Source organism: Thermostichus sp. MS-CIW-26 (genome assembly GCF_054059115.1).
This window is the reverse complement of sequence record NZ_JBSSBV010000009.1, coordinates 18627-38834: the sequence shown is the minus strand read 5'-3', so window position 1 is coordinate 38834 and position 20208 is coordinate 18627. Positions and strand designations below refer to the sequence as shown.

The 20208-nt window shown below is 57.5% G+C and carries 17 protein-coding genes and 1 tRNA gene; 11 read left to right on the top strand and 7 right to left on the bottom strand.

What is annotated here, in order from left to right; all coding sequences use genetic code 11:
- Nucleotides 1-38: 38 nt before the first annotated feature.
- The 5 genes from hisH (at nt 39) to ACVWZU_RS04930 (ending at nt 9975) form a co-directional block, all read left to right on the top strand.
- Nucleotides 39-683 (top strand): imidazole glycerol phosphate synthase subunit HisH, encoded by a 645-nt coding sequence (gene hisH, locus ACVWZU_RS04950; protein ID WP_457443663.1) that lies wholly within the window; start codon nt 39-41, stop codon nt 681-683.
- A 22-nt stretch (nt 684-705) separates the two neighbouring features.
- On the top strand, nt 706-1167 hold the full coding sequence (locus ACVWZU_RS04945; RefSeq protein ID WP_457443661.1) for an EVE domain-containing protein: 462 nt from the start codon (nt 706-708) through the stop codon (nt 1165-1167).
- A 191-nt stretch (nt 1168-1358) separates the two neighbouring features.
- Entirely contained in the window at nt 1359-2936 is a 1578-nt protein-coding gene (locus ACVWZU_RS04940) for a hypothetical protein (RefSeq protein ID WP_457443659.1), read from the top strand.
- A 540-nt stretch (nt 2937-3476) separates the two neighbouring features.
- Nucleotides 3477-4274, top strand: a complete 798-nt coding sequence (locus tag ACVWZU_RS04935; protein ID WP_457443657.1) for a hypothetical protein — start codon at nt 3477-3479, stop codon at nt 4272-4274.
- Between the two features lie 43 nt (nt 4275-4317).
- Entirely contained in the window at nt 4318-9975 is a 5658-nt protein-coding gene (locus ACVWZU_RS04930) for a DEAD/DEAH box helicase (RefSeq protein ID WP_457443655.1), read from the top strand.
- A gap of 169 nt (nt 9976-10144) precedes the next feature.
- Here ACVWZU_RS04930 and surE read toward each other — a convergent pair whose 3' ends face one another.
- Nucleotides 10145-10942 (bottom strand): 5'/3'-nucleotidase SurE, encoded by a 798-nt coding sequence (gene surE / locus ACVWZU_RS04925; protein ID WP_457443653.1) that lies wholly within the window; start codon nt 10940-10942, stop codon nt 10145-10147.
- 416 nt (nt 10943-11358) lie between these two features.
- Here surE and ACVWZU_RS04920 point away from each other — a divergent pair, with 416 nt between their 5' ends.
- Nucleotides 11359-12024 carry a Crp/Fnr family transcriptional regulator gene (locus ACVWZU_RS04920; RefSeq protein ID WP_011432518.1) on the top strand — a complete coding sequence of 222 codons (666 nt, stop codon included), beginning with the start codon at nt 11359-11361 and terminating at the stop codon, nt 12022-12024.
- Between the two features lie 30 nt (nt 12025-12054).
- Nucleotides 12055-12972 carry an alpha/beta fold hydrolase gene (locus ACVWZU_RS04915; RefSeq protein ID WP_457443651.1) on the top strand — a complete coding sequence of 306 codons (918 nt, stop codon included), beginning with the start codon at nt 12055-12057 and terminating at the stop codon, nt 12970-12972.
- Here the strand turns inward: ACVWZU_RS04915 and ACVWZU_RS04910 are convergent.
- The 5 genes from ACVWZU_RS04910 to ureG all read right to left on the bottom strand — a co-directional run bounded on the left by ACVWZU_RS04910 (nt 12900) and on the right by ureG (nt 17163).
- Nucleotides 12900-13511, bottom strand: coding sequence for a Ycf51 family protein (locus ACVWZU_RS04910; protein ID WP_457443649.1), 612 nt, complete (start codon nt 13509-13511; stop codon nt 12900-12902). The two genes, ACVWZU_RS04915 and ACVWZU_RS04910, sit on opposite strands and share 73 nt — an antisense overlap.
- 485 nt (nt 13512-13996) lie before the next feature.
- Nucleotides 13997-14076, bottom strand: a tRNA-Leu gene (locus ACVWZU_RS04905).
- 58 nt (nt 14077-14134) lie between these two features.
- A complete protein-coding gene (locus ACVWZU_RS04900; protein ID WP_457405756.1) occupies nt 14135-15649 on the bottom strand; it encodes a hypothetical protein in 1515 nt (504 codons plus the stop codon).
- A gap of 51 nt (nt 15650-15700) precedes the next feature.
- Nucleotides 15701-16504, bottom strand: coding sequence for an urease accessory protein UreD (locus tag ACVWZU_RS04895; RefSeq protein WP_457387743.1), 804 nt, complete (start codon nt 16502-16504; stop codon nt 15701-15703).
- Nucleotides 16501-17163: an urease accessory protein UreG gene (ureG, locus tag ACVWZU_RS04890; RefSeq protein WP_011432513.1), complete on the bottom strand. Its 663-nt coding sequence runs from the start codon at nt 17161-17163 to the stop codon at nt 16501-16503. The genes ACVWZU_RS04895 and ureG overlap by 4 nt, the downstream gene beginning before the upstream one ends.
- 60 nt (nt 17164-17223) lie before the next feature.
- Between ureG and ACVWZU_RS04885 the strand changes: the two genes are divergently transcribed.
- Complete coding sequence (locus tag ACVWZU_RS04885; protein WP_041436298.1) at nt 17224-17478, top strand: hypothetical protein; 255 nt, start codon at nt 17224-17226, stop codon at nt 17476-17478.
- A 165-nt stretch (nt 17479-17643) separates the two neighbouring features.
- Nucleotides 17644-18201 carry a carboxymuconolactone decarboxylase family protein gene (locus ACVWZU_RS04880; protein WP_457443647.1) on the top strand — a complete coding sequence of 186 codons (558 nt, stop codon included), beginning with the start codon at nt 17644-17646 and terminating at the stop codon, nt 18199-18201.
- Between the two features lie 57 nt (nt 18202-18258).
- Here the strand turns inward: ACVWZU_RS04880 and ACVWZU_RS04875 are convergent, their stop codons facing one another.
- Nucleotides 18259-18582, bottom strand: a complete 324-nt coding sequence (locus ACVWZU_RS04875; RefSeq protein ID WP_457443645.1) for a DUF3288 family protein — start codon at nt 18580-18582, stop codon at nt 18259-18261.
- Between the two features lie 170 nt (nt 18583-18752).
- Between ACVWZU_RS04875 and ACVWZU_RS04870 the strand changes: the two genes are divergently transcribed.
- Both ACVWZU_RS04870 and ACVWZU_RS04865 read left to right on the top strand, forming a co-directional pair.
- On the top strand, nt 18753-19937 hold the full coding sequence (locus tag ACVWZU_RS04870; protein WP_041437160.1) for an NAD(P)H-quinone oxidoreductase subunit H: 1185 nt from the start codon (nt 18753-18755) through the stop codon (nt 19935-19937).
- Nucleotides 19938-19966: 29 nt separating this feature from the next.
- Entirely contained in the window at nt 19967-20170 is a 204-nt protein-coding gene (locus tag ACVWZU_RS04865) for a hypothetical protein (protein WP_414331866.1), read from the top strand.
- Nucleotides 20171-20208 lie beyond the last annotated feature (38 nt).

Below are 20208 nucleotides of genomic sequence, written 5' to 3'. Positions count from 1 at the left end.
ACTGATAGACTCCGAAACTCCTCACGAGGAGGGATCCCATGAAAGCCGTGCGCCTGGCGGTGATCGACTATGATGCCGGCAACTTGCATTCAGCTTGCAAAGGGCTGGAGCGGGCCGGGGCCGGGGTGCAGCTAGTAACAGAGCCGGACGGCCTAGAGGCTTTTGATGGCGTCGTCCTGCCGGGAGATGGGGCTTTCGACCCAGCCATGCAGCAGTTGCGGGCGCGGGGCTTTGTGGAAGCCCTCCGAGCGGCAGTGGAGCGGCAGCAGCCCTTCCTGGGCATCTGCCTTGGGCTGCAGGTTTTGTTTGAAAGCAGCGAAGAGGGAAACGAGCCAGGGCTGGGCATCGTGCCAGGACGGGTGCAACGCTTTCGACCAGAGCCAGGCCTGCGCATCCCCCACATGGGCTGGAACCAGTTGCACCTCACCCAGCCCCAGTCTCCCCTTTGGGCAGGGATCCCTGACCAAGCCTGGGTCTATTTTGTTCACTCCTACCACGCGGTGCCCCACGACCCAAGCTGGGTGGCCGCCACCACTCAGCACGGCAGCCAAACCTGTGTGGCCGCCATTGCCCAGGGCGCCGTGTTGGCCACCCAGTTTCACCCGGAAAAGTCCGGTCCGGTTGGTTTGAAGATCTTGCAAAACTTCGTGGACTTTGTGGCCGGATCCCTGGCCCGCACCTAGACCTCGGTTTTTCCCAAGCCCTATGAACTACTGGCTGATGAAATCGGAGCCCAGCGTCTACAGCATCTGGGATCTGCAGCGGGAGGGCCAAACTCTCTGGGACGGCGTGCGCAACTACCAAGCCCGCAACTACCTGAAGGCTATGCAGCCTGGGGATCGCGCCTTTTTCTACCACTCCAACGCCAACCCTCCCGGCATAGCCGGCTTAATGGAGATCGTGGAAACCCAGGTGGTGGATCCCAGCCAGTTTGATCCCACCAGCCCCTACTACGATCCCAAGTCAACCCCTGCAGCTCCCCGCTGGTACACGGTGCGAGTGCGATTCGTTGCTGCCTTTGAGCGCTTGATCCCTTTGGCCCAGTTGCGGGCCACTTTTACCCCTGCAGAGCTAAAGGTGGTGCGGCGGGGCACGCGACTGTCGGTGATGCCTGTGGCCCCAGCGGTTGCTGAGCGCTTGCTCTCGCTGGCACTCTTCTCCTCCTGACCCAAGACAAGCTAAGCTTCTCAACCGTTCCGCTTTTTCGGCTGCCAGTCGATTGATTATTCGGCTCCCTCCTCCTCATCGCTTAAAAAGCAGGTAGCTGGAGCTCCTTAACGAATTCGAAAAGTAGGAAACTGGCTATTCAACACTTGCCTAGGATTGAGGAAAGACACACACCATAGAGCGAGGTTAGTGTGGCGCTGTGCAACGACTATGGCCGTTGGAACCGAGCAATTGTTCAATGGGCAACACGGGGAGTTCCTCACGGCACGCCAGTTTACCTCAGCGTAGATGAAGAAGTTTTAGCAGGTCTAGGCCTAGGCACAGTTGAGGATTTCTGCCAAGCGGTGCGATCCCAGGTGGTTGTTGGCGATCGGGTGCAGTTATCGGCTCTGCAAAACCACGGCTCACCTGAACCGGCAGGAGTGGCCTTCTTGACGCTGATGGTGCTTGCCGCCCACGACATGATGAGGGATGACAAGCTGGATGCCAAGGACTTCTTCACCCATTTTTGCAAACGGCTGGGTGTATCTGGAGACAACCGTCCGATAGGGATGAAGGAAGAACGCCTATGGCAGGAGTGGAACCGGTGGCTAGAGGAAAGGGGATGGATTGCCACTGCCAAACCAGGGGAGGGCTCGCGCAAGTACGTGAATTACCCCATTTCCCAAGCTCTGCTGCGGAAGGCAGATGTTCAACGGTTGTGTCGCGTGTTTTATGAGAGAAAGTGGACTACCGCCCGCAGCGAAACCAAGTTGCTAGTGGATTTGGCAAGCGAAGAGAACCTCAACCGACATCTCGCGGAGCTGCTGGACGATCGCCAGCGACACGAAGTACTGGGCGCCGAAATCCTAGCTGTCCATCAAGAGTGGCTAGATGCAGGATGCCCAGAACCGAAACGATTTAGCCGAGCGTGTCAGCCTCCTACGCGCTTGATCGCAGGGCTGTATCGCACCGAAGATCGGTGGGGGAACCCAGAATTCTACCTCTACCCCAAAACTCCACGTCACTGGGCAGTTGGGGAGGTGACGGTAGAAAACCTAGGTAGCCTGCGTTCCGAGCGCGCGGGTTGGTTTTGCCCCGTTGGAGCGCCGCTCTCTGCTAGGGATGTAACAACGGGAAGATCCTGGCCCATCCGGGGTCATGCCTACTTGCGGGAACTCCAACTGCTCGCCCAAGACTTTTGGGTGTTGGTGCCCGATCCTGAAAATGCAGAGTCCGGTGCTCTGGCTACTTGGGGAGCACCCCAACTTGGCAGTCATTTCACGCTGTTGTTTCGGGAGGCGCTGTGGCCGGATTTGCAGCGGCTGCAGGAAGAAAGTCTACTGCAATGGTCAGGTGAGCGTCAGCGTGCCTTTGCCGAAAAATCAGACTGGTGGGAAATCCAAGAATGTCAGGTGCTGGCACCGGTATGGGACGGTTTGTTTTTACAACATCCTGAGCTGAAAGAGGCCTTACAACCACGCGATCGTCTGCACATTGCCTTGGGTGGAGGGCTACGGGTACCGCAAGGACAAGGTTGGCTCGAGGGTCACTTGCCAAAGGTGACTGTGTACGGGTTTCAGCCTACGGTAGCCGTGACTCTAACTGAAGTGCGTACCGGGAGCATATATCTTCCAGAAGACCATCGCTCTACCAACCAGCCTTGGGATTTGCCCGCAGACTTACCTCCCGGTACTTACCAAATCCAAGTACGGGGCGGAACTGCCCACCAGGAACGCTTTTTGAAGATCCTGAGTTGGGGTGATTTGTCATTAGCTTCCCTAGAGTAGAGGCATAACTCTATGTCGAAAAAATCTTCTCGGTCAGAGCAAACTTACTGGGGCTTTCGCACCCATACCTCCAGATACAAACCCCAAAAGTTGCTGAATTACTTACAAAAGCGGGTTACTCAAGAAAACTTGGCCGATGTTGTGTCTCATGTTCGTATTGAGAAGGGCATTAAGGAAAGAAGTAGGGGAGAGTATTACTTCTACTTGGGTATTAAGACAAATGCGCGCTCTGATTGGTCATCCACACAAAACACCCTTGAGCAACTGATTAAAACAGTGAGAGGTATCAGTATAGTTAGGATTGGAAGAGAAGGATTTTGCTGGGAAGACATTCGACACATGGTGGGTATTGCATATGATTTGGGGGAGGATACCCAACCCCTAAAATATTTCTCGGTTGCACGGCCGCCTAAAGTCAACCCACTTAGTCTGGAAACACCCATAGCTGAGTCGTCGGAAGGCGATCGCTCCCAGGCGTGCGAACGGTTGCTATGGTGGCTATCAGCAGCCGGCTCTGGCTCATGGGAAACCTTCCAAGCCGTGTGCGACCGCCTAGACCTACCCCAACCGCGTCGATTGTTGCGTCGGCTGCAACTGCTAGGGCATCTCACGGTGGCTCAGGATGGCAAACGCTGGTACATGCAGCCGCCTTCCTTGCAGCCAGTGGGTGAAAATCGCTACGTGCTATACGGTCAGCGGAATGCAGCTCTCCAGAAAGATCTTCGGCAATTGGGTCGCCTTGAGGAGATCCTTCAACCTCGAAGGAATGCTCCTGCCTGCTGGCAGTTCGAGCCTCAGGCTGATGTTGCCACCGCGATCGCCAAGTTGCAGGTCAGCTATCCCACTCTGACCATTTGCCCAGTCGAGGCTCCTCCACAGTGGGCAGATTGGGTGGCCGGGCTCTCGGTTGTCGATTGGGTGCCGCTCCACCGCTATCGGCTAAAGCGTTACGATGGGAGCACCTTCGCAGACGTGCCGACTGCTGAGGAAACAGGCTTCTACGAGCTGCACGAGGAGGGATCCCAACGGCAACACGCTCTGTTTTACGACCGCGAGCAAAACACTTGGTACAGCAGCGAGTGGTACGGCCTGCGTTTTTTGGCTTTGACCTGTCTCCGGCCAGGAGAGTTGGTGGTCAATTACCACCCAAATTCTCAAGAGTTAACAATTCCCAGCAGCCAGCGCTGGCCGTTGGCGTACGAACGCTATTTGGTCATGCAATCGGGTTGTTTGCCTGACTACAATCCTGACACTGGAGAGCTGATTTATCGAAACATCACGCCGACTGTATGGCAATTAATTGGCGAGCGACTGCCACATCTCAGCGCAAGGGAATAGCAAATTTGTAGATTACAGTTGTACGGAACGCCAAGGAAAAACCATGTACGATCTCGTCGGTGCCTATCAACGGTTAGATTGGGTCTATCGGCTTTACATCAAGAGTGCTTTTCCCTTGCGGTATCCGGCTCTTAGCGCTGAGCGCGATTGCTGCTTGCAGTCCAGCCCTGAACATCCCTTGCTAAGCGTTCCTCCTTTGCTAGAGCCGACACCGGTCTATCCTTCTTCCGGCAAGACCCTTGAGGCAGCAGCACAGGCGTTACCTGATGGTTACGAAGATTTGGCACATCTTGGTCGGTCTTTGTTTCCAAATTTCCCTCTCTATGAGCATCAGTGGCGGAGCTTGGAAGCAGCCATCGTTCACCAGAAGGATATTGTGGTAACGACGGGCACCGGCTCAGGCAAAACCGAATGCTTTTTGCTACCAATTTTAGCCTACCTTGCTCGAGAATCCCGCACCTGGGATCCCATGTCCCCTCAGAGTGGCGATACGTTCTGGTGGCAGCAGGAAGACAATCCAAAGTGGGTACCACAGCGCCAAGGGCAACAACGACCGGCGGCGATACGGGCCTTGATTCTCTATCCTTTGAATGCTCTGGTGGAGGATCAATTGCGACGGTTGCGCAAGGTGTTGGACAGTCCGGAAACCCATGCCTGGCTCGATCGCGAGCGCGGCGGCAATCGCATCACCTTCGGTCGCTATACGGGACAGACACCCCTCCCCGGTCGTCAGACCCCTGAAAAGGTCAAAGAATTGGCCAAGCTATTGAGAGATCTTCAGGAGCAGCAGGGAAGAGTTGCTGTTCGGAGCAAGAATTCGGATAAAGATTCGGATTTAGTATTTTATTTCCCTCGCTTAGATGGGGGAGAAATGCGCTCACGCTGGGACATGCAAGAACATCCCCCAGATATCCTGATTACCAACTATTCCATGCTCAACATTATGCTGATGCGGCAAATTGAGGCTGGGATGTTCGAGCAAACGAAAGCGTGGTTGCAAGCGGATCGAGGTAATAAATTCTTGCTGATTGTGGATGAGTTGCACACCTATCGCGGGACACCAGGGTCAGAAGTAGCTTATTTGCTGCGCTTGCTGCTGTACCGCTTGGGGCTAACAGTCAACTCAGAACAGCTACAAATTTTGGCGACCAGCGCCAGCTTGGAAGAGGGCGAGGCGGGCCGCCGGTTTCTCCGGGAGTTTTTTGGGCGCGATAACTTTGCGGTGATTGCTGGAGAACAAGTTGCTCCGGATCCCGAAGCCCCAGCGCGAGTGCGTCAGTATCAAGTTGCTTTTGCTCAATTTGCCAGAGATGTGCAGGCGGATCCCCTCCAGCCCCTGCGACCTCTCCCTATCCCCGAAGAAGCTCTGACCAAGCTGGTGCAAGAGCTGGGGGGCGATCCCAGCTCAAAACCACTGGAGCAGGCTTTGGGGGAGTGCCTCGAAGAACTCAAGGTTGGCGATGCCCTGCGGGAGGCCTGTCGGCAAGCTAGTGGCAGCGTGCGCGCCACCCCCATCCAAAAAGTTGACCAGCAACTGTTCCCGGGGGCGGCCGTGCCCCAAGGCGGTCTGGTCTCCGAGGCCTTGCGAGGATTGTTGATGGCGACGGCGGTAGCTCAGCGAGAAGACGGGCGATCGCCCCAGCCCGTGCGCGGTCACCTTTTCTTTCACAACCTGCAAGGTCTCTGGGCGTGCAGCAACCCTCACTGCAGCGTTGCGCAACGCTCTCCGGAGAACAACCAGCCGCCTTCACCCATTGGCGCTTTGCACAGCCAACACCGTCTCAGTTGCGACTGCGGGGCGCGTGTCCTGGACTTGATCGTCTGCGAAGTTTGCGGGGAGGTATTCCTGGGGGGCTATGCATACCAATCCGGCGAGTCCCTTATCCTCACTCCCGATCAACCTGACTTGGAAGGCATTCCTGATTTGGTGAACCTTACGCAGAGGTCTGGGAATTATCGCGTTTTTTGGCCCCTGCCCCACGACCCGGAACCTTGGGCGACCCAGCCGCAATATTTGGAGTGGACTGCTGGCAAGGCGAAGCGGGGGTGGGTTGAAGCCAAGCTCAACCCCGCTACTGGTGAACTCCGACAAGATAAAAGCCCCCCTAGAGAAGGCGAGGTTCCCGGCTGGGTGTACCAAGTGAAAGAGGGGGATGGGAATCAGCCCGCCTTGCCGAGCCGCTGCCCTCGCTGCGATACCGATCGCGCTCTCCGTGAGGCCTATCCCACTCCTTTGCGCGTGCACCGCACTGGATTCCAAAAAGCCTGTCAGGTGATTGCCGGAGCTTTGTTGCGGGAAATGCCAACACCGCAATCCCGCAAGCTGGTGGTTTTTTCCGATAGCCGCCAGGACGCAGCCAAGTTAGCCGCCGGTATGGAAATGGATCACTATCGCGATATGGTGCGCTTGCTGCTAGTGCGATCAGCAGAGGAGTATAGGCAAGACCTGCGGGCCTTTCTGCGCAGCATTTTGCCTAGCCCAGAACAACAACGGCAGCGGTTGCGTGACTATCCTCGGTTGCTGCGAGAGGTTGAGGGGATGGATGAGGATCTGGATCGCTACAAGCGCTTCGTCAGTGGTCTGCAATTCTTCCTCAATGACGAGGCATGGCGTTGGTCGCAGGACATGCAACCGGCCAATCATGAGATCCGCCAACAATGGCTGGAAATGCTCGAGTCTTACGGTGAGAAAGTCCCGCTCCGCGTGCTTCGACGCACTCTGGCCAACCAACTCTTGCAGTTGGGATTGTGCCCTGGTGGTACGTCCTTTAGCGCCCTTTACTATTTCGTCAACAAGGATCGGCATCCCTGGACCGAGCTCTATAACTGGCAAAGTAAGCAAATAACACAAATTAACCCTCCAACAACAGAGCAAGACCGACACTTCAACAGACTCGACAACTATTTAGCTAATGAAATGATGTCCGCGCTGTTTGCCCATGCGGTTAGAAACATTGAGTCTTTTGGACAGGGCTATGTTACAGCTCAAGTTCCTCCGGAACTGCAAGACGTTGCCAGCGCGGTTATCCGCCAATTGGGAATTCGCAAGCGGCATCGATACTCCAAATTCTGCAGACCGGGTACTAGGCGGGAATTACCCCAGTACGTGGAGCGATACTTGAGAAAATTAGAGGAACAGGGCAAGCCAGACTTAAAATCCCAGATCGAGCGGGAGTTGAACAAAATCGGTACCCCTAGCGAGAACGGATTGGTTTTGGATCCAGATCGCCTCTACCTTGTGCCCGTCTCTCGCGAAGGTCTTCAAGGCTACCGCTGTCCTCAATGCGGGGCCTTTTACTTGCACACTGCGGGGGGATGGTGCCCAGAGTGCAGTGGCGGTCGCAACACCAGCAAACGCTCTGACCCGCAGGCCATCCGACTGCAGCCGAGCAGCTTGCCGCGCGATTTGGATTACTACGCCTACCTCTCCGACCCTGAAAACGAACCGTTTCGGATGAATGCTGCCGAATTGACAGGGCAAACCGACAAGGAGGATCGCCTCAAACGGCAGCGCTGGTTCCAGGAAGTGTTCCTAGAGGGAGAAATACCGCTGGCTCAGGGCATTGATTTGTTAAGCGTGACGACCACTATGGAGGCTGGCGTAGACATCGGCGGCCTGCTGGCAGTGATGATGGCAAACATGCCGCCTCGGCGTTTCAACTACCAGCAGCGGGTGGGACGGGCTGGTCGGCGCGGTGCCGGGGTCTCCTTGGCAGTTACGTTTTGCCGGGGTCGCAGCCATGACGATTTTTACTTTCAGCGCCCTGAGGCCATTACCGGCGATCCGCCACCCCCGCCCTACATTGACCTGCGCAGCCTCACCATTGCTCGGCGCGTCGTCGCCAAAGAAGTTTTGCGACAAGCTTTTCAGGAAGTCTCGCAACACGATCAATCCGCTGCAGTCCATCTTGAAGACGTGACCAGCGTCCACGGCGAATTTGGTCTAGCCGAAAAGTGGCAGGAGGTGGAGCCGTTGGTTCGCCAATGGATTGCTAGCCACGACCAAGAAATCCAAACCGTGATCACCCAACTCTGCCAGCAAACTCATCTCTCGGCTGACGATCGACAAGCCTTGCATCACTACATCTGCAACGATTTGGTCAATAAGATTAGCGAGATTGCCACTTCCAATGCCTACAGCCAATCCCAACTCAGCGAACGCCTGGCCAATGCTGGCATCTTGCCCATGTTTGGCTTTCCCACGCGGGTGCGCCTGCTCTATACCCGCTGGTCGGCTAGCCAAGGCACCATCGATCGCGACTTGGATACAGCAATCGCACAATTTGCCCCCGGCTCAGAAATCGTTAAAGATCGGGCGGTGTACACCGCCTGTGGACTGGTGGAGTTGGTGCCTCACAAAGGGGACGTGCGATCGCGTCCTGGCCTGGTGCCGGCTCTTGACCAACCTAACCGCTGGCTGGGCTTGTGCCGCAATTGCCAAGCCATGATTGAGGACTACCAGCCTCAGGGAGACTTCCCTTCTCCTCCCCCGGCGAACCTCAAGCTGGCGAAGCAAACTTGCCCTGTATGCAGGCAACCCACTCTTCGCTGTATTGATGCCCGAGAGCCGACAGGCTTTCTCACCAACTTGGAGCCGCGGGATTTTGAGGGTCAGTTTGAGTGGCAACCCCGCGTTAGCCGGCCCCTCCTGGGGGTATCTGAGCTAGAGCCTGGAGTGACAGTTGGCAACGCTTACCTGAGGGGAGGCAGCGGCAACATCCTGATCGTTAACGATCACGGCGGCGAGGGCGGTTTCTTACTGCAAAAAGAAGCTACAGTCTATGGCAGAAGGCAGCCAGGAGCCTATGTCTGTCTTGATCCCAATTCGCAAGCCCAAGGGAGACACGTCAAAGGGAGCGGCAATACCTATCGGATTGCCCTACTGTCTAAGCGACGCACTGACGTGCTGCTGGTCAGCCTTCAAACTTGGCCGCCTGGCGTGTTTGCTGACCCAACAACTGTGGAAGGGCGAGCAGCTTTGTATTCCTTCGCCTTCTGGTTGCGAGCGGCTGCCTGCACCTTTTTGGATGTCGATCCTGACGAGTTGCAAGCCAGCTTTCAGACAAAGGAAGAGGCTGGCCGAGTGGTGGGTCAGGCTTTTCTGTTCGACAAGCTGGAGAATGGCGCGGGGTATTGCCTCTACCTCGCTCAGCCGGAGGTCTTCTCGAAGCTGCTGGAACAAGAGGACTTGTCTCAACCCAACAGTTTGGCCTTCCGTTGGCTGCAGCACCAGCAGACCTGCGACACGTCCTGCAACAACTGCTTGCGCGATTACTCCAACCTAGCCTACCACGGGCTCTTGGATTGGCGACTAGCCTTGGATATGGCGCGCCTTCTGCGAAATGCTAGGGCACCGGTCGATTTGCAGAGCCCTTGGGGGGAAGAGCAGGAAAATCCCTGGCGGCGCTTGGTGGAGCAGGTACTGCCGCCACTGCTGGAAAACCTAGGCTTCCAGCAAGTGTCTCAGGATTTTCTCCTGCCGGTGTGGACGGGAAACCGGGGGCGGGAAGTGCGGATTGTGCGCCATCCTATTTGGACTGATGAGCATCCCATCTGGCAACAAACTGTTGAGCAAGTCCGTCAGGCCTATCCCCAGGCCCACATTCAGGCAATCAATCCTTTTTTGACGTTGCGACGACCAGGGGATGTCTTGGCAAAGTCAACAAAAACTACCCGCTCTAAGCGTCCTGGTGCTGCCTGACTTTATTTCGCTCAGTTTCTTTAGCCTGCGGTGGAAGAGGGCAGCGCGACTCAGTAGTCCAACACTGCCGACGCTCTCTCTACGGGCTAAACACGTTGGCAGAGGCGATTTCTTTCTATTCCAGGGCCTAATAGCCTTTCTATTCTCTGACTCTGAACTGCGCCAATCCCTACAGAGCTCCCTCCAATCCAGAGCCAAAAGCCGAGAGCCCCCACTGCTGCAAGCTATCGAAGGCAGCATAAGCCGTTAGATCTGGCTGCAGGGGCGTAATCGACACATAGCCCTCAGCAACCGCCCGCACGTCCGAACAGGGATCCACCTCCTCTTCCACCACCTCTCCTGCCAGCCAGTAGTAGGCCTTGCCGCGTGGATCCACCCGTTTCTCGTAGAGATCTGTGTACTTGCGCCAGGCCAGGCGGGCCAAGACCATGCCGCGTATTTCAGCCAGCGCTAGGGGGGGCACGTTGATGTTCAACAGCATCGGCTCCCCCAGGGGTTTCAGGCTCAGTTTCTCCAGTAGCTTCAGCACCACCTGGGCCGCTGGTTGAAAATCCTGATGGGTAAAACTGGCCAAGCTTACTGCCAGGCTAGGGATCCCTTCCAATAGCCCTTCCATTGCCGCCGAGACGGTGCCGGAGTAGAGCACATCCGTGCCCAGATTGGCTCCCTGATTGATGCCGGAAATCACCCAATCGGGAGGACGATCCAATAGCCCGTCCAGACCTAACTTGACACAGTCGGAAGGGGTGCCCGAACAGGCCCAGGCCTGCACTTCTGGAGGAAATCCCTCCCGCACCGGATCCAACCGCAGCGGCTTGTGCAACGTCAGGGCGTGGCCGGTGGCCGAGCGCTCCCGATCCGGACAGACCACCGTTACCTGGTGCCCCCCCAGCTGGGCCAGCGCTGCCGCCAAACACCGCACCCCTGCCGCCTGGATGCCATCGTCGTTGCTGATGAGAATATTCATCCCAGCCACCCCACACCCGCCCTTAGACATACACCAGTCTGACCCAATGATCTGCGCTGATCCCCCAGGTAGCCGAGTTCAGCGGCAGAATCTGAAAATTTACGGCTTCTTGGGGTTATTATTGGACGTAGCCTTTTGAACAATATCAGTAGGAACACAATGTCACCCTATGAGGTCAAGTGCCATTATGAAGCTAAGGTAAAGTAAACCCTGCGGTTTCCTTCCTCTTTGTATTTGCCTTCTTGTGTGTATCTTGCTGTTTCTCCGTCCCCATCTTCCTAAGACTCCGTCCCGTTGACGTGTAGGTGCTCCGCACCGCCGGCGCGAACGCGGAAGCGTTGCATAGCCTACAGCCGGGTAAAGCTGGAAAGTCTGTAAAACCCATCAGGTCGCTCGAGCGACAGGAAGTTGATCTCATGTCACTTGTTTCCATCACATCGGCAACAGAGGCTCAGGAATGGCGTGAGCTTTGCCAGTGGGCCGAGGAGCACTACCGCTGTCGCACCTTTCCCAAAGACGTGCGCATTCCCACTCGTCCGGGATTGGTGTACATCACCCAAGAGGGAGTGGTGCGCCTGGTCAGCCAAACTCCAGAGCGGCGGGAGGTCTTTGTTGGGTTCATCACGGCTGGATTTCCTTTTGAGCTGAGCAACCCAGAGCGCTTTGAGTTGAAAGCCTGCACCCACGCCGATCGCACCACGGTGATGTGGTTTTACTGGCAGGATCTGGAGCAGTGGCCCTATCTGCACCAGAAGATTCAGGAAAACTTCCGCCAGCAACTGCAACGGAAGCTGCTGTGGTTGGGAAATCTGGGCCAACGGCGCGCCATCGATCGCCTCAAGGGCTTCTTGAGCCTGTTGATCGAAGAGTATGGACAGCCCTGTGAACAAGGGATGTATCTCCCCTGGCCCCTTACCCATGCCCAGATTGGGGATGCCATTGGGGCCACCCGCGTGACGGTGACTCGTCTTCTGGGATCCCTGCGTTCGAAAGGGTTTGTGCAGGTGCTGGATCAAAACTTAATTTGCATTCCCAACGGGGTAAAGCTCCAGCCCACTCCGAAGAAGGCGGCCAGCGCCTAACCCTGCTGTCTAGATGCTATCCAGAGTGTTATGCCTACAGCAGTCGGGAACTGCACTGCTGACGCGATGGGCCTGCAGCTCCACTACCGTACTTGGGGAAAAGGGATCCCCTCCCTCCCAATCTTGATGCTCCACGGCCATCCGGGCAATGCCGACTGCATGGCGGTATTTGCAGAGGCAGTGGCGGGAATGCACCCCTGTGTGGCGCCAGATCTGCGCGGCTATGGACGTTCGCAGGTGGTGGATCCCTTCGAGATGCAGGATCACCTAGAGGACTTGGAGCGGCTGCTCAATCGCCTGGGCTGGCAGGCGTGTCTGGTTCTGGGCTGGTCTTTGGGCGGGATCCTGGCCCTGGAGTTGGCTTTGCGGCTGCCGCAGCGGGTAAAGGGTTTGGTCTTGGTGGCCAGTGCCGCCTGCCCCCGCAGCAACCATCCCCCCACCGATTTTTGGGATCAGGTCAACACCGGCGTTGCCTCGCTGCTCAACTGGCTTTGGCCCGGCTGGGAATGGAACATCGAGACCTTTGGCCGTCGCTCCCTTTACCGCTACCTGATGCAGCAACAGACCCCAACGGCCTATCGGTATTTGGCGCACATGGCCTTGCCCGCCTATCTGCACACCTCCCCCCAGGCTCGCCAAGCTCTACGCGCTGCTCTGCAACGGGGCTACAACCGCGAGGGAGAGCTGCACCGAATTCGCATCCCGGTACTGCTTATGGCCGGCGAGCGGGATCGCCACATCACCGCCAACAGCAGCCTGGCCACAGCCCGCGCCCTGCCCCACTGCACCTGCATTGTCTATCCCAACGTGGCTCATCTCTTTCCCTGGGAGATCCCCGACCGGGTGGGACAGGATCTGCGCCGCTGGCTCAGCGCTCAAGACTGGGCAAGTGGGATCCCGGTGGTTGGCTCTTCCGCTCCCTCTGCAGACAAGGCGGCAGAAGCCTGACCCTGGGCCAACTTCCGCAGCCGGGCAAAGGCCTCTTCCTCTAGATGGATCTGCTGCTGCTGTTGTTCTTCTGGGGTGCGCAGGCGCTTTCCCAACGGCTGTTGCAGCGTGCCCAAGAGCAACGGCTCGGAAACTCCCGGCTCGGGATGGATGACGGTGCGGGCCCGCAAGGTGAACACCGGCGAACCGGTGGAGAAGCGGCCCGGGGATCCCAAATCGCTGGCCGCCTGCTTCAGGGTGAGGATCAGTTGCTCTGGGGTGATATCCGGGCTGACAGCAATAACCGCTCGATCCGCCCCTTGGTCATAGACGGTGGTGTAGGGGGCAGCACCGGGAATGCGGGAGCGAAAGATCGGCCCCAAGCTGAGGGCAAAACATCCCGCTGTTAAAACCAGCGCAAACGCCGTGTAGCCCACCAGCGCAAACTTCAAGGGCCAATTGCGGATCCAGGCCAGCAGGGTGAGCACAGCCAGCAAGCCTGCTAGACCTAGCCCAATTTGGGTGGCAGAGGCAAAGAAAGACTCTAAAGTTCCATCCATAATTCCCCAGTTTAGCTAGACTGCCGGGAAGCCCTGCCCTCTATGCATCAGCATGAGTGCGGGAGTATGTCACCCCCTAGAGCTTCATCTCTAAGTGCAGGGTAAGCGCGATTCTAACTGCCCTATCTAGGGATCCCGTCCTGCTGCCGCGAACGGTGTTGGGCAGAGTAGCCCTCAGAACATCGCCGGGCCAACATAGCTTGGTCTATCTCGTGGTACCACTTGTTTCAGATCTTCACGCCCTCCTTATCTAGCCGGTAGGCTCGTAGTGACAGGTTACCCAAAAGACCTCCATCCCGCTGCCGCGAAAGGCTGCCTTTGTCTCAAGTCAAGACGAAGCTTATTCAGGATCTGGACGCAAGATGCCCTACAACCTACTCCAGAAGGGCTTGGCCGTTTCTATCACTGGGTCTTTGGTGAGAAGAGGCGAGAGGGATCAACCTACCAAACACAGAAAGCGGCGAGCCCTACAGATTTGAGGAGCATGGGCAAGGTCGGATTCGAACCGACACGGTTTCCCGCCGCATTTTGAGTGCGGTGCGTCTACCAGTTTCGCCACTCGCCCGACTTGGAACCATTATCCTACTGAACTGGCGAAACCTCGTCAACCAATCCCCCGAACTCTATCGGCGGCGGTCTTTCTCCAGTTGCTGGGCCTTTTGCCGAAGCTGGCGGGTTTGCTCCATCACCTCCTCCAGATCCTCGTGGGATAGCCGCTCGACGTAGTTAATTTTGATCTCTTCCAGCAAGTCTTGCAGGAGAGAGCGAATTTCCTCCAAAGCGTGCTCCTGGGTGAGTTCCCGTGCCAAGACCTCACCAAACCGCTGCATCAGTTGCGCTGCCAGCTTGGAGCCAACGGGATCCTCGAAACTGCCCGTCAGGGTTTTGTAGGTGGTGGTGGTCAGCTCGTTGGCCAGGCGCTCCGTCAGTTGGCCAGGCAGGGATCCCAGGCCGGGAAGCTGTTCTAGAGTTTGCATAGCAGGCAACTGCTTGAGCAGGCCATCCAGGTTGTAGCGGAGCAGTTGTTGCAATTCCGGTTGCACCTGGGGCAAAACGCGGTAGAGAACAATGCGAAAAACCAGGTTGGCAATCGCCTCCAGCTCGTTGGTGTTGTTGATATCAATGTAGTCGCGCTGGGTACGCGCTGCCGGCAGCAGGGGCAGGGATCCCCGCTGAATGGATACCTGGATTTGGTTGATCACCCGCACGACAATGACTTCCGTCAGATCCTCGGCGAAGTTGGTAACAAAGCCCTGGCTCACCTGGGCGCGTACCCGCTCCAGATCCAGCAACTGTGCTTGTCCCAGCCGGATGGTGACGGGGATCACCCGCAGCCAGCGCCAAAAGGGCAGCAGCAACAGCACATCGTACCAACGCCAGAGCATGGCATCCAGCCAATTGACGCCGGTGTAGCGGCGGCTGATGGCCACCGTGCGCAGCAAAAATTCCAGCCCAAACAGAAGCACGAAGGGAAAATCCAGCACCGGGAAAAAGTCAACAGGGTTACCGCTCTCACCAATGGGGCGGAAATAGTTGGTCTCAAAGAGGGGGCGCAGCCGGGTCTGGAAAAATTCAATTCCATCTGCGGGATCGGCGCTGGCCAAGTACTCAGCAGTCCAAAAGCGGGCAAAGGCGGCTCTGGCAGAGTCGGCTTCTGGGATGTGCTCCCGCATCAAATTGAGGATACGCACAAACTGGCCAGTTTTGTTGGCGCCCTGAAAGGGATTGGTCTCAATCATCTCGTCGCTGAGCTCCCGCAAGCGGGCCAGGATTGGTGCTGCCGCTTCCGACTCCACGCCAAACCGCAGGGTAACCTGGCGCAGCTCATCCACCAAGGCCAAGTAGCGCTGGGTTTCGGGGTTGGGCTCGATACCTTTGATGGGATCGTATAGGTCGGTCACCGGGGAACGGCTGGTTTCTTCGGAGAGAATCGGCAGCGGAATGGGAGGACCAAAGGCGCCAAAAATTTGCACCCGACCCTGGAGCCAAAAATCTCGCCCAGGCACATAGCTCATGTCGAAGAGCACCAAGCACAGGTTGCTCAGGGCCAGCAGGGCCATCCCCTTCTCGTAGAGGAGCAGCCAGCGACTTCGCCCCCTGAGGACAGAGCGTCTGAGAATCCGTTGAGCAGCGTTCAAAGGACTCCGTCCCGGCCTTGGGTCAACCAGTTGGTTTGAGTCAGCCTTAGTCTACCACCCCTGGGGTGAGCCACCCTTGGCTTGAGCAAGCTGTAGTGCAACCTGGCCAAAATGCCGCCAAATGGCCTCTGCCTGTGGCCCCACCTGGCGCAGAATCCAACCCTTACAGATGGGATCCGGAGACTTGACCAGCCAGTATGGGGACTCCGTTCCGCTGATGTGAACGGTCAGCCAAGTGGGTTCCGGCCAATCCCCCAGCAAGTACAGGGATCCCCAACAGAGATGGGATCCCAGCACTGACGCGGCGGAGACCTGCCGATGGGGAAAGTGCAGGTCTATGTGTTCCTGCAGCCAGAGTTTTCTCCCCTCGGGGGAGGATGGGATCCCAGCAGTGACCCAAACTTGCAAGCAGTTGGCAAGATGTTCAAACTGCCAGCGTTCGTCCATGGCCAGCCGTCCGGCAGTCCAGATCTCGGCATAGGCCAGGCGGGCTGTGGGATCCAGTTCGATCTGCACCTGCTGGCGAAAGTCTGCCCCTGCCCCCGGAATGGTCGGGTGAGGGATCCAGATCAACTGGCTGGTGGGGGCCAGCTTGACCTTGACCTGTTGCCGAATCAAGCCGGGATGCAGCCGCGTTGCCCCTTGGGTGCGAATTTCCAGCGCCGAGCCTGGCCCCAGCCCGATCTCGATCCGGTGGCGATCCCCACCCAGCAGGCCGCCGTTGGGGTTGCGCAGGTAGTACACAGGTGGCTCCCCAGGGGATCCCAGCCATTGCAGGGGAGCCTGAGAATACTCCCAAATACGGGTATGTTCGCCTCGGCGGGTTGCCTTCAAGATGGCCTTACCGAAGTTCACAGGCGGCTCACCGAGGGGGGGTCGGCCTTGATGGGGCGAAACAGCACCTCCCGCTCCAGCCAACTGAGAACCTGCTCCAGCCCCTCACCCGTGCGCAGGTTGGTAAAGACAAAGGGCCTATCTCCCCGCATGCGACGGGCATCCCGTTCCATCACCCCCAAGTCTGCTCCCACATAGGGAGCCAGATCGATCTTGTTGATCACCAGCAGGTCGGAGCGGGTGATCCCCGGCCCGCCTTTGCGCGGGATCTTGTCCCCTTCGGCCACGTCGATGACGTAAATGCAGGCGTCCACCAGCTCCGGGCTGAAGGTAGCTGCCAAGTTGTCCCCCCCCGATTCCACCAAGATGAGATCCAGGGGGCAAAAGCGGCGCTCCAGCTCCTGAATGGCGTCTAGGTTGAGGGAGGCATCTTCCCGAATGGCGGTGTGGGGGCAGCCGCCGGTCTCTACGCCAATGATCCGCTCTGCCTCCAGGGCCTTGGCCCGCACCAAAAACTCGGCATCCTCGCGGGTATAGATATCGTTGGTCACCACCGCCAAAGACAGGTGGTCCCGCAGCGCCAAGCAGAGCTTTTCCACCAAAGCGGTTTTTCCAGATCCCACCGGGCCGCCAATGCCAACCCGTACCGGCTGGGAAGTTTGCGCAACTTTGCCCGACATCTGACCACCTAATGCTCTTTGAGGGCATTCTAGAATCAGAAGCTTGCAAGGGATCCGAGTATGGTTCGGCTTTTGGTGGCAACTGCTGTGGTGCTGGTGGGATTTTTGCTGGTTAACCGCCTCTATCGCAACCCGCTGAGTTCGGAGCCGAGACCAGAGCAAGCCAGCCCAGAAGCTGCCCAGCAAGGGATCCCTCAAGGTGGGCCGCTGCAGATTTACCAATCTCGGGAACAGATCCAGCAAACCCTCAACCAAGGGGCCACAGCCACCCAGCAGCAGGTGGAAGCCGTTGAGCAATCCTTGGGCAATCCTTGACAGGTTGCAAGCCCTGCAGGAGTGTCTGGAACGAAACCAAAAGACCAAGGCCCCCTTCTCAACGGGAGAAGGGATCCCTCCCCCAGACCGTGAAGCGCCCCCCAGGCTTGGGTGGATCCCCCAGACGCGCTAAAGTCGAGAATGCTGCAATTTTACAGACTGTCCATGCGGATCCCTCCTGTTACCCCAGAGAAAGCCGATAAGCAACTGCAAAAGGTTTACGAAAGCCTGGAAAAAACCTACGGCACCGCCCTCAACCCCCTGCAGGTGATGGCCCACAAGCCCCAACTGATGCGAGCCGTGATGAACCTCTACGGGGCGCTGCGCACCCAAAACCCCAACTTGCCTGAAGAGCTGAAGGAGCTGGTCAGCATCCGCATTGCCCAAATCAACGGCTGCCGCCACTACTGCCTTCCCTACCACACCCTGCAGGCGCAAAAGTACGGCGCCTCCCCTGCCAAAATTGCGGCGGTGGCCCAGGCCCGCACCAGCACCCTCTACACCGAGGCGGAAAAGCTGGCCATCGAGTACGCTGAGCGGATGACCGTGCCCAGCATGGTGGTGACCGATAGCTTCTTTGCCCAGCTAAAAGCCATTTGGTCAGATGAAGATCTGGTGGAGCTATCGGCTTGGATTGGCTTCATGAACTTCTGGACTAAGGTGATTGCCGCCCTGGATGTGCCTTTGGATCCCATCTTTGCCGAGCAGCTTCACGTCTCATGAACAACCGGCAAACTCCCCTCTCTCAGGGGGGTAAGGGATCCCGACCCAAACCCTCCACTAGGCCCAGTCGTCTCGCGTGCTAAAGCTGCGGTCGTACACCTGGCCGCGGGCATGGATCTGGCGAGTCCGGGCGAACAGCTCTTCTTCGCTCAGGCCCCACTGTTCCAGGATTTGATCCAAATCCCGCTGCAGATCCCAGGCGCCGGGGAAGCCGTGGTAACGGATGCGCAAACGGGCGACTTCCGCCAGCACCCACTCGGAGAGGGGCCTCTCCTGAGCCTGCACCATCAGCTCATCGAGCGCAGCTCGGTCGGTGGCATATTGCGGATGTTGCTGCTCTCGTCGGGATGAGCCATTCGAGGGTGAACGGGATATAGCCATCGGTCTTCCTCCTTTTTCTCTCACTCTAGTTGAGTTCCCCTGGAGACTTTCAATATCGAGGATTGGGATCCTTGATGGCATGGGATCCCGAGAAGGCAGAAGAAAACCGCTATACTGCAAATGTTGCAGACCATGAACATTCTTCAGTTGCGGAGGCGGCGGCTATGCCCATGCCCATGATCGAGACCCGTACCGACCGGATGTTGCTCAACTTTGGGCCGCACCATCCCTCCATGCATGGGGTTTTGCGCCTGCTGGTCACCCTAGACGGTGAAAACATCGTCGATTGCGAACCGGTGATTGGCTACTTGCACCGCGGCATGGAAAAAATCGCCGAAAACCGCACGGTGGTGCAATACCTGCCCTACGTCTCCCGTTGGGACTACGGGGCCGGCATGTTCAACGAGGCCATCACCGTCAATGCCGTTGAGAAACTGGCCGGGATCAGCGTGCCCAGACGGGCCAGCTACCTGCGGGTGATCATGCTGGAGCTGACCCGCATCACCAACCACCTGCTTTGGTTTGGTCCCTTCTTGGCGGATTTGGGCGCCCAAACCCCCTTCCTCTACGCCATGCGGGAGCGGGAGTGGATCCTAGACTTGTTTGAAGCCGTCACCGGCATGCGCCTGATCAACAACAACTATTTCCGGGTAGGCGGCGTAGCAGTGGATTTGCCCTACGGCTGGACGGAAAAATGCCTAGACTTTTGTGAGTATTTCCTGCCCAAAGTGGATGAGTACGAACGGCTGGTGACCGACAACCCCATCTTCCGCCGACGGCTGGAAGGGGTGGGAGCCATCTCCAAGCAAGACGCCATCAACTGGGGTCTGTCGGGTCCCATGTTGCGGGCCTGCGGCGTCAACTGGGATCTGCGCAAAGTGGATCACTACGAATGCTACGACGACTTCGACTGGGAGGTGGCCGTTTATCCCGAAGGGGATTGCCTAGCCCGCTATCGGGTGCGCATGAAAGAGATGCGCGAGTCCTGCAAGATCGTGCAGCAAGCGGTGAAGGCTCTGCCGGGCGGCCCCTTTGAAAACCTAGAAGCCAAGCGCATGCTGGAGGGGCCGAAGTCGGAGTGGAACAAAGGCGACTACCAGTTCATCAGCAAAAAGCCTTCGGCCAACTTCAAGATCCCCAAGGGGGAAGCCTACGTGCGGGTGGAGAGCGCTAAGGGGGAGCTGGGCATTTACATTGTTGGTGACGACAACGTCTGCCCGTGGCGCTGGAAGATCCGTCCCCCCGGCTTTGTCAATTTGCAGGTACTGCCTCAGTTGATTCGCGGCATGAAGGTAGCCGACATGATCGCCATCCTCGGCAGCATTGACATCATCATGGGCGAGGTGGATCGCTAAGATACTTACGGAAAGCGAGGACAAAGGCAATGGCCTGGGCGATCTTGGTTCTGCCGCTGTTGATTGTGTCTGTCATTGCTGCGATTATTGGCCCCAAGCAATGGGCTAAGTACCAAGAGGAAAGGCGCCGCCGCGCGGAAGAGCTATCTGATGCTCGCCTTCAGGCCATCATCCAGCAGGAGCTACGCCGCCGCAACCGTCCCCCCCAATCGGATCCCAACGGGAAAACTTAGCTACAGGGATCCCAAACCCTACCCAACCCGCCATCTCT

Excerpts from the sequence above, each read along its gene's own strand:
- hisH (WP_457443663.1), top strand. The coding sequence starts at position 39 with ATGAAAGCCGTGCGCCTGGCGGTGATCGACTATGATGCCGGCAACTTG.
- ACVWZU_RS04945 (WP_457443661.1), top strand. The coding sequence starts at position 706 with ATGAACTACTGGCTGATGAAATCGGAGCCCAGCGTCTACAGCATCTGG.
- ACVWZU_RS04930 (WP_457443655.1), top strand. The coding sequence starts at position 4,318 with ATGTACGATCTCGTCGGTGCCTATCAACGGTTAGATTGGGTCTATCGG.
- surE (WP_457443653.1), bottom strand. The coding sequence starts at position 10,942 with ATGAATATTCTCATCAGCAACGACGATGGCATCCAGGCGGCAGGGGTG.
- ACVWZU_RS04920 (WP_011432518.1), top strand. The coding sequence starts at position 11,359 with ATGTCACTTGTTTCCATCACATCGGCAACAGAGGCTCAGGAATGGCGT.
- ACVWZU_RS04915 (WP_457443651.1), top strand. The coding sequence starts at position 12,055 with ATGCCTACAGCAGTCGGGAACTGCACTGCTGACGCGATGGGCCTGCAG.
- ACVWZU_RS04910 (WP_457443649.1), bottom strand. The coding sequence starts at position 13,511 with ATGGATGGAACTTTAGAGTCTTTCTTTGCCTCTGCCACCCAAATTGGG.
- ureG (WP_011432513.1), bottom strand. The coding sequence starts at position 17,163 with ATGTCGGGCAAAGTTGCGCAAACTTCCCAGCCGGTACGGGTTGGCATT.
- ACVWZU_RS04885 (WP_041436298.1), top strand. The coding sequence starts at position 17,224 with ATGGTTCGGCTTTTGGTGGCAACTGCTGTGGTGCTGGTGGGATTTTTG.
- ACVWZU_RS04880 (WP_457443647.1), top strand. The coding sequence starts at position 17,644 with ATGCGGATCCCTCCTGTTACCCCAGAGAAAGCCGATAAGCAACTGCAA.
- ACVWZU_RS04875 (WP_457443645.1), bottom strand. The coding sequence starts at position 18,582 with ATGGCTATATCCCGTTCACCCTCGAATGGCTCATCCCGACGAGAGCAG.
- ACVWZU_RS04870 (WP_041437160.1), top strand. The coding sequence starts at position 18,753 with ATGCCCATGATCGAGACCCGTACCGACCGGATGTTGCTCAACTTTGGG.
- ACVWZU_RS04865 (WP_414331866.1), top strand. The coding sequence starts at position 19,967 with ATGGCCTGGGCGATCTTGGTTCTGCCGCTGTTGATTGTGTCTGTCATT.